This window comes from Kitasatospora sp. NPDC096140, assembly GCF_040303045.1.
Taxonomy (GTDB): domain Bacteria; phylum Actinomycetota; class Actinomycetes; order Streptomycetales; family Streptomycetaceae; genus Kitasatospora.
Genome location: NZ_JBEOUW010000001.1, coordinates 191366 through 207790, shown reverse-complemented (window position 1 = coordinate 207790; position 16425 = coordinate 191366). Strand labels below are relative to the sequence as shown.

At 75.3% G+C, this 16425-nt stretch carries 14 protein-coding genes and 1 pseudogene; 10 read left to right on the top strand and 5 right to left on the bottom strand.

All coding sequences use genetic code 11. From position 1 onward, the window contains the following. The first annotated feature begins 825 nt into the window (after positions 1–825). Together ABT048_RS00870 and ABT048_RS00865 are read left to right on the top strand one after the other, a co-directional pair. On the top strand, positions 826–1425 hold the full coding sequence (locus ABT048_RS00870) for an MTB12 C-terminal domain-containing protein (RefSeq protein ID WP_350519112.1): 600 nt from the start codon (positions 826–828) through the stop codon (positions 1423–1425). Continuing rightward, complete coding sequence (locus ABT048_RS00865) at positions 1416–2828, top strand: ABC transporter substrate-binding protein (protein WP_350519111.1); 1413 nt, start codon at positions 1416–1418, stop codon at positions 2826–2828. The genes ABT048_RS00870 and ABT048_RS00865 overlap by 10 nt, the downstream gene beginning before the upstream one ends. A gap of 271 nt (positions 2829–3099) precedes the next feature. On the opposite strand, the pseudogene ABT048_RS00860 reads toward ABT048_RS00865, so the two are convergent. From ABT048_RS00860 to ABT048_RS00845, 4 genes and pseudogenes are all read right to left on the bottom strand, one after another. Beyond that, positions 3100–4227, bottom strand: a pseudogene (locus ABT048_RS00860) (PP2C family protein-serine/threonine phosphatase); the annotation flags it as partial. 293 nt (positions 4228–4520) lie between these two features. Beyond that, positions 4521–4943: a MarR family winged helix-turn-helix transcriptional regulator gene (locus ABT048_RS00855; protein WP_350519110.1), complete on the bottom strand. Its 423-nt coding sequence runs from the start codon at positions 4941–4943 to the stop codon at positions 4521–4523. A gap of 30 nt (positions 4944–4973) precedes the next feature. Then, a complete protein-coding gene (locus ABT048_RS00850; RefSeq protein WP_350519109.1) occupies positions 4974–6350 on the bottom strand; it encodes a M48 family metalloprotease in 1377 nt (458 codons plus the stop codon). A gap of 129 nt (positions 6351–6479) precedes the next feature. After that, a complete protein-coding gene (locus ABT048_RS00845) occupies positions 6480–6938 on the bottom strand; it encodes a dsRBD fold-containing protein (protein WP_350519108.1) in 459 nt (152 codons plus the stop codon). Between the two features lie 242 nt (positions 6939–7180). Between ABT048_RS00845 and ABT048_RS00840 the strand changes: the two genes are divergently transcribed. The 8 genes from ABT048_RS00840 (at position 7181) to ABT048_RS00805 (ending at position 15038) form a co-directional block, all read left to right on the top strand. After that, positions 7181–8332 carry a CapA family protein gene (locus ABT048_RS00840; protein ID WP_350519107.1) on the top strand — a complete coding sequence of 384 codons (1152 nt, stop codon included), beginning with the start codon at positions 7181–7183 and terminating at the stop codon, positions 8330–8332. A gap of 116 nt (positions 8333–8448) precedes the next feature. After that, positions 8449–9072: a class IV adenylate cyclase gene (locus ABT048_RS00835; RefSeq protein ID WP_350519106.1), complete on the top strand. Its 624-nt coding sequence runs from the start codon at positions 8449–8451 to the stop codon at positions 9070–9072. A gap of 181 nt (positions 9073–9253) precedes the next feature. After that, complete coding sequence (locus tag ABT048_RS00830) at positions 9254–10036, top strand: 2,3-dihydro-2,3-dihydroxybenzoate dehydrogenase (RefSeq protein ID WP_350519105.1); 783 nt, start codon at positions 9254–9256, stop codon at positions 10034–10036. Between the two features lie 278 nt (positions 10037–10314). After that, positions 10315–11526, top strand: a complete 1212-nt coding sequence (dhbC, locus tag ABT048_RS00825) for an isochorismate synthase DhbC (protein WP_502893948.1) — start codon at positions 10315–10317, stop codon at positions 11524–11526. Next, positions 11523–13184, top strand: a complete 1662-nt coding sequence (locus tag ABT048_RS00820) for a (2,3-dihydroxybenzoyl)adenylate synthase (RefSeq protein ID WP_350519104.1) — start codon at positions 11523–11525, stop codon at positions 13182–13184. The genes dhbC and ABT048_RS00820 overlap by 4 nt, the downstream gene beginning before the upstream one ends. Before the next feature lie 29 nt (positions 13185–13213). After that, positions 13214–13939: an isochorismatase family protein gene (locus ABT048_RS00815; protein WP_350519103.1), complete on the top strand. Its 726-nt coding sequence runs from the start codon at positions 13214–13216 to the stop codon at positions 13937–13939. A 5-nt stretch (positions 13940–13944) separates the two neighbouring features. Continuing rightward, positions 13945–14169, top strand: a complete 225-nt coding sequence (locus ABT048_RS00810; protein ID WP_350519279.1) for a phosphopantetheine-binding protein — start codon at positions 13945–13947, stop codon at positions 14167–14169. A gap of 11 nt (positions 14170–14180) precedes the next feature. Further along, positions 14181–15038: an AMP-binding protein gene (locus tag ABT048_RS00805; RefSeq protein ID WP_350519102.1), complete on the top strand. Its 858-nt coding sequence runs from the start codon at positions 14181–14183 to the stop codon at positions 15036–15038. Between the two features lie 72 nt (positions 15039–15110). On the opposite strand, the gene ABT048_RS00800 is transcribed toward ABT048_RS00805, so the two are convergent. After that, positions 15111–16376 carry an amidohydrolase gene (locus ABT048_RS00800; protein WP_350519101.1) on the bottom strand — a complete coding sequence of 422 codons (1266 nt, stop codon included), beginning with the start codon at positions 16374–16376 and terminating at the stop codon, positions 15111–15113. Positions 16377–16425 lie beyond the last annotated feature (49 nt).

Genomic DNA, 16425 nt, shown 5'->3' with positions numbered 1-16425 from the left:
GCCGATCGCGGGCGGTGAGCAGAGCGGGCAGGGCGTCAGCCCCCGGTCCCGGACGGCGCCCCGGCCCACCGGTTCGGCCCGTGCCTTGCCGGTGACCAGCGGGCAGTCCGGGCGGTGGTAGTGGCTCCCCTCGGGAACGGCCAGCCACCCCCCGGCGCCCCCTCCCGCCCGATCCGCCGCAGCGGGTCCGGCACGCGGCCCGGAACCCGGTCCGGTGCGCGGTCCGGCGCCCGGTCCGGCACGGGAACCGGCGTCGGGCTCCGCGACCGGCCCTGCGTCGGGCTCGGCGACCGGCCCTGCGTCGGGCTCGGCGACCGGCCCGGCGTCGGGCGGTGCCGTGCCGGACGGTTCGACGAGCAGCTCGTACAGCCGCTCCACCCGTCGGTCGGTCAGGTCCTCGCGCTCCGGCGGGGGCGGCGGTCGGAGCGCGACCAGGAGGGTCCCGGCCACGATCAGGGCCGCGCCCGGGACGGTGGAGGAGGCCAGGTAGGGGACCTGCTGTTCGACGAAGCGCTCTCCGGAGACCCCGTACCAGCCGAGCACGCACAGCACGGCGCCGGCCGCGACGAGCAGCCAGCCGACCCATTCGCGCGCACCCCGGGGGGCACCACGACCCGGGGCGCGGCCGCCCGCGGGGCTGCCCCGGAGCACGCCGCCCCGGACGGGGGAACCCTTTGGGGCGTTACGGGTGATTTCTCCGTCGGATTGCGATTCGTCCATGGATCCGCCTTCATGGTGTCACTTGAGACGTTTCCAGGATCGGCCTGGAACAGCATCCGGGACACCGAGACACCGGCCCGGGCGGCGCAGTCGAGAGGGAACACCATGCACGTGACGCGAAGCGGCACCCCCACGGGCGGCGGCCGGGCCCTGCGGACGGCGAGCGTGCTGCTCGCGCTGGTGCTGGCGGGTACGGCGGCCGGGTGCAGCAGCAGCGGCAAGTCCAGCTCCTCGGCGACCTCCCCGGCAGCCTCCCCGGCGAGTCCGACCGCGAGCCCGAGCCCGAGCCCGACCGCGACCGGCACCGCGAGCCCGGGGGCCACCGGCAGCGCCCCGGCCGACCAGGCCGCCGCCAAGACCGCGATCACCACCAACTGGGAGAAGTTCTTCGACCCCGCCACCCCGATCGCCGACAAGGCCGCGCTGCTCCAGGGCGGCGACGCGCTGCTCCCGGTGCTGCAGGGCTTCTCGCAGGATCCGCGGGTGGGCCAGGTGCAGGCGAAGGTCACCGACGTCTCGTTCGCCGACGCCTCCACCGCGACCGTCACCTACTCGCTGTCCCTCCAGGGCACGGTGGTCGAGCCGAGCGCGTCCGGTCAGGCCGTCCTGGAGAACGGCACCTGGAAGGTGTCGCGCTCGACCCTGTGCGGCCTGCTGACCCAGGCCGGCGGTGCCAGTGGCACGCCGGTCCCCGGATGCAGCTGACGCCCCGCTCGTGCTGCCGGGCCGCCGACGCGTTCGCGCGCCGACGGCCCGGCAGCGTCGTGGCGGCGGTGCTCGCCCTCCTCCTGCTCGCGCTGCCGACCGGCTGCGGCACCCGGCTGCCCGCCGACGCCTTCACCGCCCGCGCGACCCCCACCTCCGGGGCGAGCGGGGGCACCGGCAGCACCAATGCCACCTCCGACACCGGGGTCACCGCCGGCGAGATCGTGATCGGCATCGTCACCTCCCTCACCAGCCCGGTCGGCAGCGAGGTGTTCAGCGGTCCCCGGTACGGCGCCCTGGCCTTCTTCCGGTCCCTGAACGACCGCGGCGGCCTGCACGGGCGCACCGTCCGGGTGGTGACCTGCGACGACGGCGGAAGCGGCGTCGGCAACCAGGACTGCGTGCACCGGCTGATCGACCAGGACCACGTCTTCGCCTTCGTCAGCGGGAGCGTCCTCGACTACGCGGGTGCACCGTACGTGAGCGGCAAGGCGGTGCCGGACATCGGCGGACAGCCGATCGGCACGGCGTACGACCGCTGGCCGCACCTCTACGAGATCTACGGCAACGCCGCGCCGCGCGACGGCCGCTCGGTCGGCTGGAACGGCACGCTCTACCAGAGCACCGAGGTGTTCCGTTTCTTCAAGCAGCGCCTGGGTGCGAGCAGTGCCGCCGTGGTCGCGTACAACCAGGCCGACTCGGCCCGCTACGCCGGACAGCTGAAGGCAGGGCTGGAGGCGGAGGGCTACCGGGTGCTGCTGCAGACGGTGGACTTCGCGCTGCCGAACTTCCAGGCGGTGGCGGCGGCGGTGCGCGCCGACGGCTCGCAGCTGCTGTTCGACGCCATGGACACCCGGGGCAACGCGGCGCTGTGCAGGGCACTGGACGAGTCCGGGGTGACGGTCGAGGCGAAGGTCACCAACGTGCAGAACTGGTCGGAGTCGGTGCGCAGCGACTACCAGGCCTCGCCGAACTGCCGCAACGTGCTCTGGGCGACCTCGTCGAGCCTGAACTACGAGGACCAGCAGTACCCGGCGGTGCACGACTTCCGGACGGCGATGGCCCGCTACTACCCGGACCGCGCCGGTCAGCTGTCCGCCTGGGAGCTGGAGGGCTGGGCGGGCGCGCAGTGGCTGACCGACGCACTGGACTCCTGCGGCGCCGCGCCGACCCGCTCCTGCGTCGAGGCGTTCATGAACCGTGCCGAGCCGTACGACGCGCACGGCCTGATCCTGCCGGCCTCCTTCGTCCCGCAGCCGCCGCCGTCCGGCCCGACCCGGGCCTGCCTGAACGCCGCCCGCTGGCAGGACTCGGCGCAGGGCGGGCTGGGCGGCTGGGTCACCCAGGTGCCGTCGATGACGACGAACTGCTACGACGTGCCGCAGCTGCCGTACAAGCCGTAGCGCTGCCGGCGGCGGACCCCGGCCCGGCGGAGCGCGGCCCGGCGGAGCGTGGCTCGGCTGACCCCGGCCCGGCCGCCCCCGAGTCGGTGGGCCCCGAGTCGGTGGGCCCCGAGCCGGTGGCCGCAGGGCCGAGCCCTGCGGTCGACCCGAGCCCTGCGGCGGCCCCCGCCCCGGCCGCACTCCCGAGCCCGGCCGGAGTGCCGAGGCCGGCCGGGGCGCCGAGGTGGGCGGTGGAGCGGCTGCCGTGCTGCGGTCCGTCGTCGTCCGGGAGCCGCTCGACCACGACCATGGCCGCGTCGTCGTCCAGCCGGCCGCCGACGTGGGCGAGCAGGTCGCGGCGGAGGCGGTGGAGGAGGACGGTGGGGCGGTCGGCGCGCCAGGCGGTGACCCGCTCGGTGAGCGGGTAGAAGCGCCGCTGGGCGTCGCGGGCCTCGATCACGCCGTCGGTGTAGATCAGCAGCCGGTCGCCCGGGCGGAACGGGAAGGTCTCCACCTCGTAGCGCACCGGGGCGAGGTCGCCGAGACCCAGGGGCGGCGACGGCTGGCGGGCGGCGAGAGTGGTGATGCCCTCGGGGCGCAGCAGCAGCGGGGGCGGGTGGCCGCAGTCGATCAGACGGACCGGTGAGCCGTCGTCGGGGATGTCGAGCAGGACGGCGGTGATGAAGGACTCGCCGGCCTCGCCCGACTCGTGGGGCTCCTCGTCGGCGCCGTGGGACGACGCCCGGGGCAGGGCGCGCCGATCCTGCTGCGTCCGGCGGGCCTGCCGGGACTGCTCGGCGAGCTGGGCGAGGTCCCAGCTGACGCTGCCGTCCAGGTAGGCCGCCAGGTCGGGCAGCTCGGCGTGCAGGTGGGCGGCGGCGCGGAAGGCGCCGAGTAGCAGGGCCGCGTCGCCGAGCGAGGACAGGCCCTTGCCGCGGACGTCCCCGACCAGCAGCCGGGTGCCGGTGGCGGTCCGGGCGGCCGCGTACAGGTCGCCGCCGACCTGTGCCTCGGCCTCGGCGGCCAGGTAGACGGAGGCCAGGTGCAGCGGGCCGATCCGGTCCGGCAGTGGGCGCAGCAGCACCCGCTGGGCGGCCTCGGAGACGGACCGGACCCGGGCCAGCTCCCGCTCGTGCCGCTCGCGCAGCACCCGCAGGCCGATGATCAGTGCGGAGACGACGGCCTGCGCACTGAGCTGGGTCTCGATGTTGGCGCTGGTCAGGCTGTCCCGGACGGAGCCGATGACGGTCAGTGCGGCGAACGCGATCAGGGCGACCGCGGCGGTGGCCCGGGGGCCGGCGAAGGAGGCGGTCAGGGCGGGGGCGACGATCAGCAGCGGGCCGAGGTGGATGTCCGGCGGGGCGAGGATGTCGACGACGGTGATCAGCGCGATCAGCGCGAGCGTCAGCGCCGTCAGCACCCGGGGGTCGGGTCGCCAGGTGCGGCGGCGGTCGGGGGGATGCGGCGCGTGCGGCGGGAACGGCGCATCGGGACGCTGCCGGAGGGGCACCTCTCCTCTGTACACCGTGGGGGCGGCGGGGCGCACCCCGAGACGGCCGTCGGTCCGCCACCGTCGACCGCCGGGAGCGCTCCGTCGTCGGCCGCCCCCGGCGCGCAGCCGGTCGGCGCCCGTCGGGCTCCGTCCTCGGGTTGCGTCGGTCGGCCGTGTCCGTCGGGCCGCGCCCGGCGGCTTCGCCCGGCGGCTGTGTTCCGTCAGCCCTCTTCGCCGTAGCGGGCCAGGTAGGCGGCGAACCGGGCGATGTCCTCGTCGGACCAGTCGGTGAAGCGGGTGGTGAAGGCCAGCCGGCGCTGCTCGTTGGCGTCCCGCAGCAGGGTCAGCCCGGCTTCGGTGGCGCGCAGGATCTGGCCGCGCTGGTCGTCCGGATCGGCCTCGCGGGCCAGCAGGCCGAGCCTCTCCAGAGCGGTGACCTGACGGCTGACGGTGGACTTGTCGAGCATGAAGTGCGCGGCCACGTCGGCGGCCCGGCAGCCGCCGCGCTCGGTGATCAGGTCGAGGATGCTGTACGTGACCAGGGAGAGGTCGGGGTGCAGCTGGGAGGCCTTGTGCCGGGCGCGGCGGGCGAACGCGGTCAGCTCGCGCTGGATGGTGTCGATGGACGACTCGCGGCCGGGCACGGCGTTCCTACCTCCTCGATATTTGTTGCACTATACAACGGATTCGCCCGGGGTCGCGCGACGATCCGACGCCGGCCCTCCTCGCGCGGCCTGCCAGGCGCGGGCGGCGGCGATCCTTCGGGTCGCACTCGGGTGAGTGGCGAACAGTAGCCCAAGCAGCCTGGGCGGGTCGACATCGGAGACGTTCGCCAGTGCCAGTCTGCGCTGCATCGCCACGAACTGCTCGGCATCGCCGGTCAGTTCGAGCGCGTGCCGGTCGGCCCGGGCCTCGATCCGGCGGCTCACCGCGCACTGCACCGGACCCGACAGCGCACCCAGCAGCGCCGCGAGCGCCGCCAGCAGCGGCAGCGCCCGGGGGTCCGCCGCATCGGTCGCGCCGGCCGCGTCCAGCAGCGGTTGCCAGTCGGCCGACAGGCCGATGACCGCCACCGCGACAGCCGCCCCGACCGCGCCCAGCGCCGTGCCGAGCGGCACGTCCCGGTGCTTGACGTGGCCCAGCTCGTGCGCGACCACCAGCTCCACCTCGCTCGGCTCCGCGGTGCTCAGCAGCGTGTCGTACGCGACGATCCGGCGGGTGGCGCCGAACCCGGAGACGTACGCGTTGAGCGCGCTGGTCCGGCGGGAGGCGTCCGCCACCAGGACGTCCCGCACCCGGACGCCGTCCCGCTCGGCCAGCGCCAGCAGCGCGGTGCGCAGCTCGCCCGGCGGCATCGGGGCGAAGCGGTTGAACACCGGCTCGATCAGCAGCGGGTGGAGGAAGGAGAGGGCGACGGTCAGCAGCGCCGCCGCGCCCGCCGCCGGCAGCCACCAGTGCTGCGGCGACCGGGCGGTCAGCGCGAACAGCCCGAGGGCGAGCGGAAGAAAGAGGACGAGGGTGAGGAGCAGGCCGCGCAGGGCGTCCAGTGCCCAGCCGGCCCAGCCCTGGGTCACCAGCCCGTACCGGGCCCGGACCGACCGCACTCGGGCGTCGAAGGGCAGCTGCAGCAGTCGGCCGAGGAGCACCAGGGCCGCCGCGCCGGCCAGGACGGTGGCCGTGCGGGAACCGCCGAACCAGCCGCCCACGGCGGTGACCAGCGCGGCGCCGGCCGGGGTGAGGCCGAGCAGCAGGGTCAGCGTCAGGCCCGCCAGCCGGCCGCCCAGCGCCCACGGCAGCTGGGCGCGGCGCAACGCGCGGCCCCGGGCGCGCTCGGCAGGGGTGAAGTCGGGGGAGGAGCCGGGTGTGACGTCGGGTGTGTCGGGTGTGGCGTCGGAGCCGGAGCCGGGCGTGCGGTCGGCGGAGTCGGGCCTGGGGTCGGGGGACGCGGCCGGGCCGCCCGGAGCGGACGCGGACGCGGACGCGGAGGCAGGGCCGGGGGCCGGGTCCGCGTCGGGGCCCGGGGTGGGCCGGCGGTCGGGGGTGGTGTCCATGGGCGGGGTACGGCTCTTCCGGTCGTCCGGTGTTCCGGTCGGGTGTCGCGGTTCAGCATGGCGTACCCGGACGGGCGGTGCGCACTCCTGCGCCGGGCACGGCCGTGGCGCGGTCCAGCCGGGTGCCGGTCACTCCTCCGCGGGGCCGGTGGCGCCGTGGACGCCCGCGCGCAGCAACTGGTGGCCGAGGTCCACCAGGGCGCGGCCGACCGCGAACTCGTCGCCGACCTGCGGGGCCGGGGTGTCGCGCGGGTTGCGGCGCGAACGGGCGTCGCTGTGCAGGACGTTGCCGTCGGCGTCCAGGACGGCGTGCACCCGGGTGGTGTCCCGGTCCTCGACCACGTGCAGGCTCAGCTGCCAGTCCTTGGTGCGGACGGCCCGCCCGCCGCCCCCACCACCGCTCGCCGCCGACTCCGCCGCCACTGCTGTCGTCGCTGTCGCCGCTGCCTCTGCCGCTGCTGCTGCCGCGGCCCCCGACGGCCCGGTGGCGGTGGCCCCGCCCGTGTCGCCGGGCGTGGCCCGGCTCGTGCCGCCGGACGTGGCGACGCCCGTGTCGCCGTGTGCCGCGCCGCTCACGTTGCTGCCCATCACGTCACACCTCCGGACCTCCCGCGCGGGACCGGTTCCCCGTACCACCACGCTGCGCGCCCTCCCCGCCGCCGCACCAGGGACACGGTGGCCGGGACGGGTGGGGTGATTGGGACGGGCGGGCCAGGGGTGGGTCCGTCGGCGCCCTTTTGTGGCCGGAAAGTTGCGGCTGCGGGCTCAAGTGGTGGTGATTCCGTGGCGTAGGCTGACCGCTCTTGCACCGTCCTCGGGGGGAACCACTCATGCGCCGTGCCGCGGCCGCCGTCGCGCTGCTCGTCGGACTCACCGCCGTCACCGCCTGTGGTCCGGACGACCCCGACCCCGCCCCGGCTGGCGCCGCGCCGGCTCCCACGGCCGCGTCCCCGACCACGGGTGCCCCGACCACCGCCGCGGCCCCGAGCAAGAGCGCCGCGCCCCGGCCGGACGGCACCATCACCGTCGCCTTCGCCGGGGACGTCCACTTCGAGGGGCGCACCGAGGCCCGGCTGGCCGTCCAGCCGCCCGAGCCGGCGCTCGGCCCGATCTCCCGCAACCTCGCCGACGCCGACCTCTCCGTCCTCAACCTGGAGACCGCGATCACCGGGCGCGGCGCCCCGGAGCCCAAGCTCTACACCTTCCGCACCGAGCCCAAGGCGCTGTCGGTGCTCAAGGACTCGGGCGTCGACGTCGTGTCGATGGCCAACAACCACGCCGTGGACTTCGGCGCGGACGGCCTCGCCGACACCCTCGCCGCCAAGGACTCCTCGCCGATCCCGGTCGTCGGCGTCGGCCGCAACGCCAAAGAGGCGTACGCCCCGTACGTCACCACCGTGCGCGGGGTGAAGGTCGCCGTGGTCGCCGCCAGCCAGGTCGAGGACCTCACCAACCAGAAGTGGCGGGCCGGCGCGAACAAGCCGGGCATAGCCTCCGCCCTGGACGTCCCGGCACTGGTCAAGGCGGTGGAGGGGGCGAAGCAGCAGGCCCCGGTCGTCCTCGTCTACCTGCACTGGGGCGAGGAGGGCAAGGCCTGCCCGACCGCCGCGCAGACCACCATCGCCAAGAAGCTCGCCACCGCCGGCGCCACCGCGGTGGTCGGCACCCACGCGCACACCATGGTCGGCTCGGGCATGCTCGGCAACACCTACGTCGGGTACGGCTTCGGCAACTTCCTCTGGTACGGCACCTCCGACTACCCGAACTCCAACGAGACCGGCGTCACCACCCTCACGCTCACCGCCGACGGCAAGGTGACCGGCGAGGCCTTCGCCCCGGCCGCCATCGACGACAAGGGTATCCCCGAGCCGGTCACCGGCGCCGCCGCAGCGGCCGCCCTCAAGCGCCGCGACGGCCTGCGCGGCTGCGCGGGACTCTCCCCCGCACCGAAGGCGCCGACGGAGCCCTCGGCCTCGCCGTGAGGTCAGGACGCACCGTGATCGCGGCGGGACGGTGATCGCGGCGGGACGGTGATCGCGGCGGGACGGTGATCGCGGCGAAACGGTGATCGGGGCTGCACGATGATCGGGGCGGAGCGGTGATCGAGGCGGAGCTGAAGGCGCTGGTGCGCCACCCCGGTGTGCTGCTGCGCCACTTGGAGGGCCTGCACGGACCCGGTCGGGCCGAGGTGTACCGGGACACCTACTACGACCTCCCCGACGGCAGCCTCCTCGCCGCCGACCGCGAGCTGCGCATCCGTGAGATCGAGTCCTCGGACGGTGGTCGACGTGCGCTGCTCACCCACAAGGGTGCGCGGGTCGACGACGCGTCCGGCTCGAAGCCGGAGCACGAGACCGCGGTGGCGGACGCCGGGGCGGCGCACGCGATCCTCCGCGGCCTGGGGTACCTCCCGCGGCTCGCCTTCGAGAAGCACTGCCGGAACTACACGCTGGAGCGCGACGGCCGCCGGTTCCTGGCGACGCTGGTCCGGGTGCCGCAGCTGGCCGGGGTGTTCCTGGAGGTCGAGACGGCCGCCGCCCGGGTGGACGAACTGGCCCCGGCGCTGGCCGCCGTGCGGGCAGTCCTGGGCGAACTCGGCGTGGGCGACGCGGATGTGACCGGCGAGCTGTACACGGACGCGGTCCTGCGCGCCGGCGGCGCGGGTGGTGCCGGTGGTGCCGGTGGTACCGATGGCGAGGGTGGTGCGGGCGACCGCCGGTAGCCGCGGCGGTCCGCGCGGTGGTTCGGGGGGTGGCACGAGGACTCTGCGAGACGAACCGTCTCGTTTTCACCTGCCCCTCGGGCGTCGGCATTCGAATTGACGGTCGCACAGGCTCTCGGCGTAGGCGAACAACTGTGTTAGGTTAGGCTTGCCTAATCTTGCTGGTCGGAGGGGATGTCCTGTGCAGCAGCAGTCCGAATTCACCGGTACCGTCGCGATGGTCACCGGAGCCGGGCAGGGCATCGGCGCGGCCGTGGTGCGGGCGCTGGTGGCCGAAGGAGCCGTCGTTGCGGCGGTGGACCGCCGTGCCGGTCCGCTCGACGCGCTGGCGGCGGAGCTCCCGGCCGTCAGACCGTACGTGCTGGACGTGTCCGATGCCCAAGCCGTCGACGACGCCGTCGAACTGATCGAACGTCAACTCGGCCCGATCGCCACGCTCGTGAACGTCGCGGGCATCCTGCGTACCGCACCGGTCGTCGAACTCACCGACGCCGACTGGGCGGACACCTTCGCCGTCAACACCACCGGCGTCTTCCACACCGGTCGCGCCGTCGCTCGGCGGATGGCCGGCCGGGGGCGCGGAGCCGTCGTGACCGTCGGCTCCAACGCCGCCGGCGTGCCGCGGGCCGGGATGGCCGCCTACGCGGCGTCCAAGGCCGCGGCCACCATGTTCACCCGCTGCCTGGGGCTGGAGCTCGCCCGCTCCGGGGTGCGGTGCAACGTCGTGTCACCCGGGTCGACCGACACCGAGATGCAGCGCGCGCTGTGGGGCGAGGACGCCGCGGCGGCCGAACAGCGGGTGATCGAGGGCGACCTGGCCGCCTGGCGGGTCGGCATCCCGCTCGGCCGGATCGCCGCACCCGCCGACGTCGCGGAGGCCGTGGTGTTCCTGGCCTCCGACCGGGCGCGGCACATCACCATGCACGACCTGTACGTCGACGGCGGCGCGACCCTGCGCGCCTGAGCCGCCTCGGCCCCGTCGAACCGCTGCCTCCGCGCGGTTCCGCCCGCGCCCCAAGCCCTGTCGGCCCCCGAGTTCTGTCGGCCCCCGAGTTCTGTCGGTGCCGAGTTCCGTCGGCCCCGAGTTCGGTCGGCGCCCACGGTTCCGCCGGCGCCCCCGAGACCCGCGGCCCCCGAAGACATGCCGGTCCCCGAAAGACGTGCCGGCCCCCGGGATCCGCCGACTCCCCGTAGAGCTGCGATCACCCCCCCGCAGACCCGTCCCAGACTGGAGATTCCACCGTGACCACGGTGCACCACGCCCCGGCGGCCCCCCTCGCCGGCGGCCCCGACCACGCCGTCATCGGCGCGGCCAGCGGACTGCTCGGCCAGTACCGGGCCGCCTCCGACGACGCGTTCTTCGCCTCGCCGACCCGCACCCTGCTGACCTCCGGCGTGCGGGCCCGGGTGCCGCAGGACGGGCGGCCGCTGCCCCTGCGGGTCGCCGAGACGCTGGCCGAGGCCGGCCGCACGGGGGGCGAACGGCCGTTGGTGGTCGGCGCCGTGGCGTTCGACCGGGACAGCAGGGTCGAACTCGCCGTGCCCGAGCGGGTCCGGACCGCCGGTGCGCTGGGTGAGGACCCGCTGATCGCGCTGCCCGCGCCGCCGGCCGAGCGGGTCGACTGGCGGATCCGCCCGGTGCCCGAGCCGGAGGCGTACGGCGCCGGCGTCGCGGTGGCCGTCGAGTGGCTGCGCGGTGGCGAGTTGAGCAAGGTGGTGCTCGCCCGGACGCTGGAGCTCAGCGCCGCCGAGCCGCTCGACCTGCCGGCCATCCTGCAGCGGCTGGCCCGGCGCGACCCGGGCGGCTACACCTTCGCCGTCCCGGCCGGCGGCGGCCGGACCCTGATCGGTGCCAGCCCCGAACTCCTGCTCTCCCGGCGGGGAACGGCCGTGCTGGCCAACCCGCTGGCCGGATCGGTGCCGCGCAGCGAGGACCTCGGCGAGGACGTGAGGCGCGCTGCCGCCCTGCTGGAGTCCCCGAAGGACCTGCACGAGCACGCCGTGGTGGTGGACGCCATCCGCGAGGCGCTGGCGCCGTACTGCCGCACCCTGGAGGTGCCCGAACGGCCGACCCTGGTGCGGACGGCCGCGATGTGGCACCTGGCCACCACGATCCGCGGCGAACTGGCCGACCCGGCGGTCTCGGCCCTGGAACTCGCCTGCGCGCTGCACCCGACTCCGGCCGTCTGCGGCACGCCGACCGACGTCGCGCGCCGCGTGATCGGCGAGGTCGAGCCCTTCGACCGCGGGCTGTACACCGGCATGGTCGGCTGGGAGGACGCGACGGGCGACGGCGAGTGGGTGGTCACCATCCGGTGCGCGGAGGCGGACGAACGGACACTGCGGGTGTACGCCGGTGCGGGGGTGGTCGACCGCTCGCTCCCGGAGGCCGAACTCGCCGAGACCAGCGCCAAGTTCCGGACCTTCCTGGACGCCGCGGGGGTGTCCCGGTGACGCCGGCGGACGGGTTCACCCCGTACCCCGCCGAGTTCGCCGAGCGCTACCGGGCCGCCCGGTACTGGCGCGGCGAGACCTTCGGTCGGATGCTGCGCGAGCGCGCCGCCGCACACGGCGGGCGGATCGCCGTCGTCGACCCGGGTGGCCACTGCGCGGCCGGGGAGGAGCGCCGCTGGACGTACGCCGAACTCGACCGCCGGGCCGACCGGATGGCCGCCGGGCTGCTCGCCCGGGGCATCCGGGCCGGGGACCGCGTGGTGGTCCAACTGCCCAACGCCGCCGAGTTCTTCGAGGTCGTCTTCGCGCTGTTCCGGATCGGTGCGCTGCCGGTCTTCGCGCTGCCCGCGCACCGGTACACCGAGATCGGGTACTTCTGCTCCTTCACCGGGGCGGCGGCGTACGTCGTGGCCGCCGTCGACGGCGGCTTCGACTACCGCGAACTCGCCTCCCGGGTACGGGCGGAGAACCCCGCGCTGCGGCTGGTGCTGGTGGCCGGGGAGGACGCGGGCGAGCACGTCCGGCTGGCCGACGTGCCCTGCGACGGTCCCGGCCCCTCGGACGAACCCCGGCCGGGGGACGTCGCCTTCCTGCAGCTCTCCGGCGGCAGCACCGGCGTGCCGAAGCTGATCCCGCGCACCCACGACGACTACATCTACTCGCTGCGCGGATCGGTCGAGCTGTGCGCGCTGGACGCGGACAGCGTGTACCTGTGCGTCCTGCCCGCCGCCCACAACTTCCCGCTCAGCTCGCCGGGTTCGCTCGGAGCGCTGTACGCGGGCGGCCGGGTGGTGCTCTGCCCGCAGCCCGCTCCGGAGACGGCCTTCCCGCTGATCGAACGCGAGGGCGCGACCGTCACCGGTCTGGTGCCGCCGCTCGCCCTGCTCTGGCTGGACGCCGCCGAGCGCGGCGCCCGGGGGTACGAGAGCCTGGAGGTCCTGCTGGTCGGCGGCGCCAAGTTCAGCACGGAGGCCGCCCGCAGGGTGCGGCCGGTGCTGGGCTGCACGCTCCAGCAGGTGTTCGGGATGGCCGAGGGGCTGGTCAACTACACCCGGCTGGACGACCCGGAGGAGCTGATCACCACCACCCAGGGCCGTCCGATCTCCCCGGACGACGAGGTCCGCATCGTCGACGACCAGGACCGCGACCTGCCCGACGGCGCCACCGGTCACCTGCTCACCCGCGGCCCGTACACCATCCGCGGCTACTGGAACGCGCCCGAGCACAACGCCGCCTCCTTCACGGCGGACGGCTTCTACCGCACCGGCGACCTGGTCCGGCGGACCCCGACCGGCCACCTGGTGGTCGAGGGACGGGCCAAGGACCAGATCAACCGGGGCGGCGAGAAGGTCGCCGCCGAGGAGATCGAGAACCACCTGCTCGCGCACCCCGCCGTGCACGACGCCGCGGTGGTCTCGATGCCCGACCCCTACCTGGGCGAGCGCACCTGCGCGTACGTGGTGCTCCGCGCCGAGCACCTCGAACAGCCCCCGAAGGGCGTCGAGTTGAAGAGGTTCGTGCGACAGCGCGGACTGGCCGACTACAAGGTGCCGGACCGGGTCGAGTTCGTCGAGGCCTTCCCGGCCACCGGCATCGGGAAGGTCAGCAAGAAGGACCTGCGCGCCGCCATCGCGGCCTCCCTGACCGCCGCCCGTTGATTCCCCCCGACTGCTAAGGAACGACCATCGTGGGCCTGCCCCGCATTCCCTCCTATCCCATGCCCGCCGCCGAGGAGCTGCCCGCCAACCGGGTCGCCTGGACGGTGGACCCGGCACGCGCCGTCCTGCTGGTCCACGACCTGCAGAACCACTTCCTCGACGCCTTCGACACCGCGGCCGCTCCCGTTCCCGAACTCCTGCACGGTGTCGCGGACCTGGCCAAGGCCGCCGGCGCCGCCGGCGTGCCGGTCGTCTACTCGGCCCAGCCGGGCGGACAGAGCCCGGCCGAGCGCGGCCTGCAGCAGGACTTCTGGGGGCCGGGCATCCCGGACGACCCGCGGGCCATCGCGATCGCCGACGCCGTCGCGCCGGCGCCGGGCGACACCGTGCTGACCAAGTGGAAGTACAGCGCCTTCGTGCGCACCGAGTTGGAGCGGCTGCTGCACGAGCAGGGCCGGGACCAGTTGGTGATCACCGGGGTGTACGCGCACATCGGCGTGCAGGCCACCGCCTGCGACGCCTGGATGCGGGACGTGCAGGCCTTCGTGGTGGCCGACGCGGTCGCCGACTTCGGCCCGGCGGAGCACCGCGCCGCGCTGGCCTGGGTGGCCGGGCGCTGCGGGGTGGTGACCACGACGGCGGCCGTGCTCGCGATGCTCGACGGCGGCACGGACGGGCCGGTCCCGGTGGGCGGGACGCTCGTGGTGGACAGGACGGACGCTGTGGACGGGACGGACGAGGTGGAGGGGAAGTGACGGGCATGGGCTTCACGGTGGAGCGGATCCGGGCCGAGGTCGCCGACGTGCTCGGCGAGGACCCGGCGGACATCCCGCTGGACGAGGACCTGGTGGACTGGGGGCTGGACTCCATCCGGCTGATGACGCTCGCCGAGCGCTGGCGGGCGGAGGGCGCCGAGGTGGCGTTCGTCCGGCTCGCGGAGCGTCCGGCGGTCGAGGCCTGGGTCGAGCTGCTGGGCGCGGTCTGATGGAGGCGGTCGTGCGGGAGGCGGCCCGGGGGGCCGTGCGCGAGAGCGTCCGGGGGCCGGTTCAGGAGCCGGCGGGAACGGTCGTCCGGGAGCCGGAGCGGGAGACCGTCCGGGGGTCGGTGCGGGAGGAGGCGCCGACCCCGGTGCCGTCCCTGCCCCGCCGTACGGTGACCTATCCGGCGACCACCCTGGTCGGGCCGGTGGAGGCGCAGGCGGCCCGGACGCCACACGCGCCGGCGCTGGTGCTCGCGGGCGGACTGACCGTCACGTACGGGGAGTTGAACGCCTCCGCCAACCGGCTGGCGCGCGCCCTGGCCGCCCGTGGGGCCCGCCCCGGCACGGTGGTCGGCTTGGCGCCGTTCCGCCGCCCGGCCGAGCTGCTGACGGCGCTGCTGGCGGTGGTGAAGTCGGGCGCGGCGTACCTGCCGCTGGACCCGGCGGACGCGCCCGGGCGACGGGAGCGGCTGCTCGCGGAGAACGCGCCGGTGTGCGTGCTGGGGGAGGGGGTGCCGGGGGCACTGGCCGGGCTGGAGGTGGACGGCGCGCCGGCCGTCGACCCGCCGCGGGCGCTCACCCCGCAGCACCTGCTGTGCGTCGGGTACGGCCCGGGCGGGCGCCCGACGGCCGTCCGGCTCACCCATGCCGAGGCGGACCGCCGGGTGCGCGAGCTGCAGGCGGAGCACCCGCTGGGCCCGGGCGACCGGGTGCTGCAGCTGGGGCTGCCGCTCTGGGAGTTCCTCTGGCCGCTGCGGACGGGAGCGGCCGTGGTGCTCGCCGACCCGCAGCGGGACGGGGACGTCGGGGCGGTGGTCCGGGAGCTGGGTGTGACGGCGGTGCGGGTGGCACCGGCCGCCCTGCTGGGCGCGTGACGGCGGACGGGTTTCAGATGACAACTTTCAGCGAACAGATGATGAAATCTGTTCGCTGAAAGTTGTCGACCGTCACGTCTGCGCCCTCGCCCCAGTCGAGGCCCCAGTCGAGCTCGCAGCCGAGCCCGCGGCCGGGGTCGGAGCCGAGGCGACCAGGTCCGCCGCTGTCCACGCCATGGCGACCGCGCCGTCCAGCACCGCACGCTCCGCCTCCGCGCCCAGCGCCGCCTCGGCGAACGCCGCCTCGTGCGGGGCGCAAGCGCCGCCCGTGATGTCCAGGACCGGATGGATCGAGGGCACCACGTGCGACACGTTCCCCATGTCCGTACAGGCGAACGGCCCGCTCTCGACCGGCTCCGGCCGGCCGAGGGCCGCCGCGTTGGCCCGCCACAGGGTCAGCAGTCCCGGGTCGGACCGCATGTCCAGGTAGTCCGGCTCGGGGCGGGACAGCTCCACCTCGCACCCGGTGGCCAGCGCCCCGGCGCGGAAGCAGTCCTCGACCCGGGAGCGCAGCTCCGCGAGGTCCTCGGCCGCCGAGGCCCGGATCTCGTACTCGGCGCTCGCGCTGTCCGGGATCAGGTTCGGCGCCGTGCCGGCCGCCGTGGTGATGCCGTGCACCCGCCAGTGCGGCGGGAGTTGCTGACGCAGCAGCCCGATCGCGACCTGGGCGACGGTGAGCGCGTCGGCGGCGTTGCGGCCGTCGTGCGGGTTGAGGCTGGGGTGGGCCGCGCGCCCGGTGTAGCGGACGGACAGGGTGCCGAGCGCGAAGGAACGGAAGTCGGCGACCTCGACCGGGCAGGGGTGCACCATCATCGCCGCGTCCGCTCCGGCGAAGGCGCCGGCCTCCAGCAGCAGCGCCTTGCCGGCCCCGCGCTCCTCGGCGGGCGCGCCGATCACCCGTACGGTGAGCCCGAGCCGGTCGGCGTACGGGGCGAGCCCGACGGCCGCGCCCAGGCCCGCGGCGGCGATCAGGTTGTGGCCGCAGGCGTGCCCGAGGCCGGGCAGCGCGTCGTACTCGCAGACCAGGGCGACGGTGATCGGTCCGCTGCCGAGGGTCGCGCTGAACGCGGTGGCCAGGCCGTGCGCGGGCGCGGTGACGGTGAAGCCGTGGCCGCGCAGCAGTTCGGCGCACCAGGCGGCGGCGCGGTGCTCCTCGAAGGCGGTCTCGGGGTGGGCGTGGATGCGTCGACTGAGGGCGAGCAGCTCCTCCCGGTGTGCGTGCACGCGCTCGCGGACGGCCTTCTTGGTCGCGTCGAGGGTCGGCGTGGTCGCGCTTCCGGGCGGGGGCGTCGCTCCGGGCGTGGTCGCGCTTCCGGGCGGGGGTGTGGACAGGGGCATGGGTGGCGCCTCCGGGGTGTCAGGGCCCGGCTGGTCCCGGGCCGTTGAC

Coding starts and splice junctions, on each gene's coding strand:
- ABT048_RS00870 (WP_350519112.1), top strand. CDS start 826: ATGCACGTGACGCGAAGCGGCACCCCCACGGGCGGCGGCCGGGCCCTG.
- ABT048_RS00865 (WP_350519111.1), top strand. CDS start 1,416: ATGCAGCTGACGCCCCGCTCGTGCTGCCGGGCCGCCGACGCGTTCGCG.
- ABT048_RS00850 (WP_350519109.1), bottom strand. CDS start 6,350: ATGGACACCACCCCCGACCGCCGGCCCACCCCGGGCCCCGACGCGGAC.
- ABT048_RS00845 (WP_350519108.1), bottom strand. CDS start 6,938: ATGGGCAGCAACGTGAGCGGCGCGGCACACGGCGACACGGGCGTCGCC.
- ABT048_RS00840 (WP_350519107.1), top strand. CDS start 7,181: ATGCGCCGTGCCGCGGCCGCCGTCGCGCTGCTCGTCGGACTCACCGCC.
- ABT048_RS00810 (WP_350519279.1), top strand. CDS start 13,945: ATGGGCTTCACGGTGGAGCGGATCCGGGCCGAGGTCGCCGACGTGCTC.
- ABT048_RS00800 (WP_350519101.1), bottom strand. CDS start 16,376: ATGCCCCTGTCCACACCCCCGCCCGGAAGCGCGACCACGCCCGGAGCG.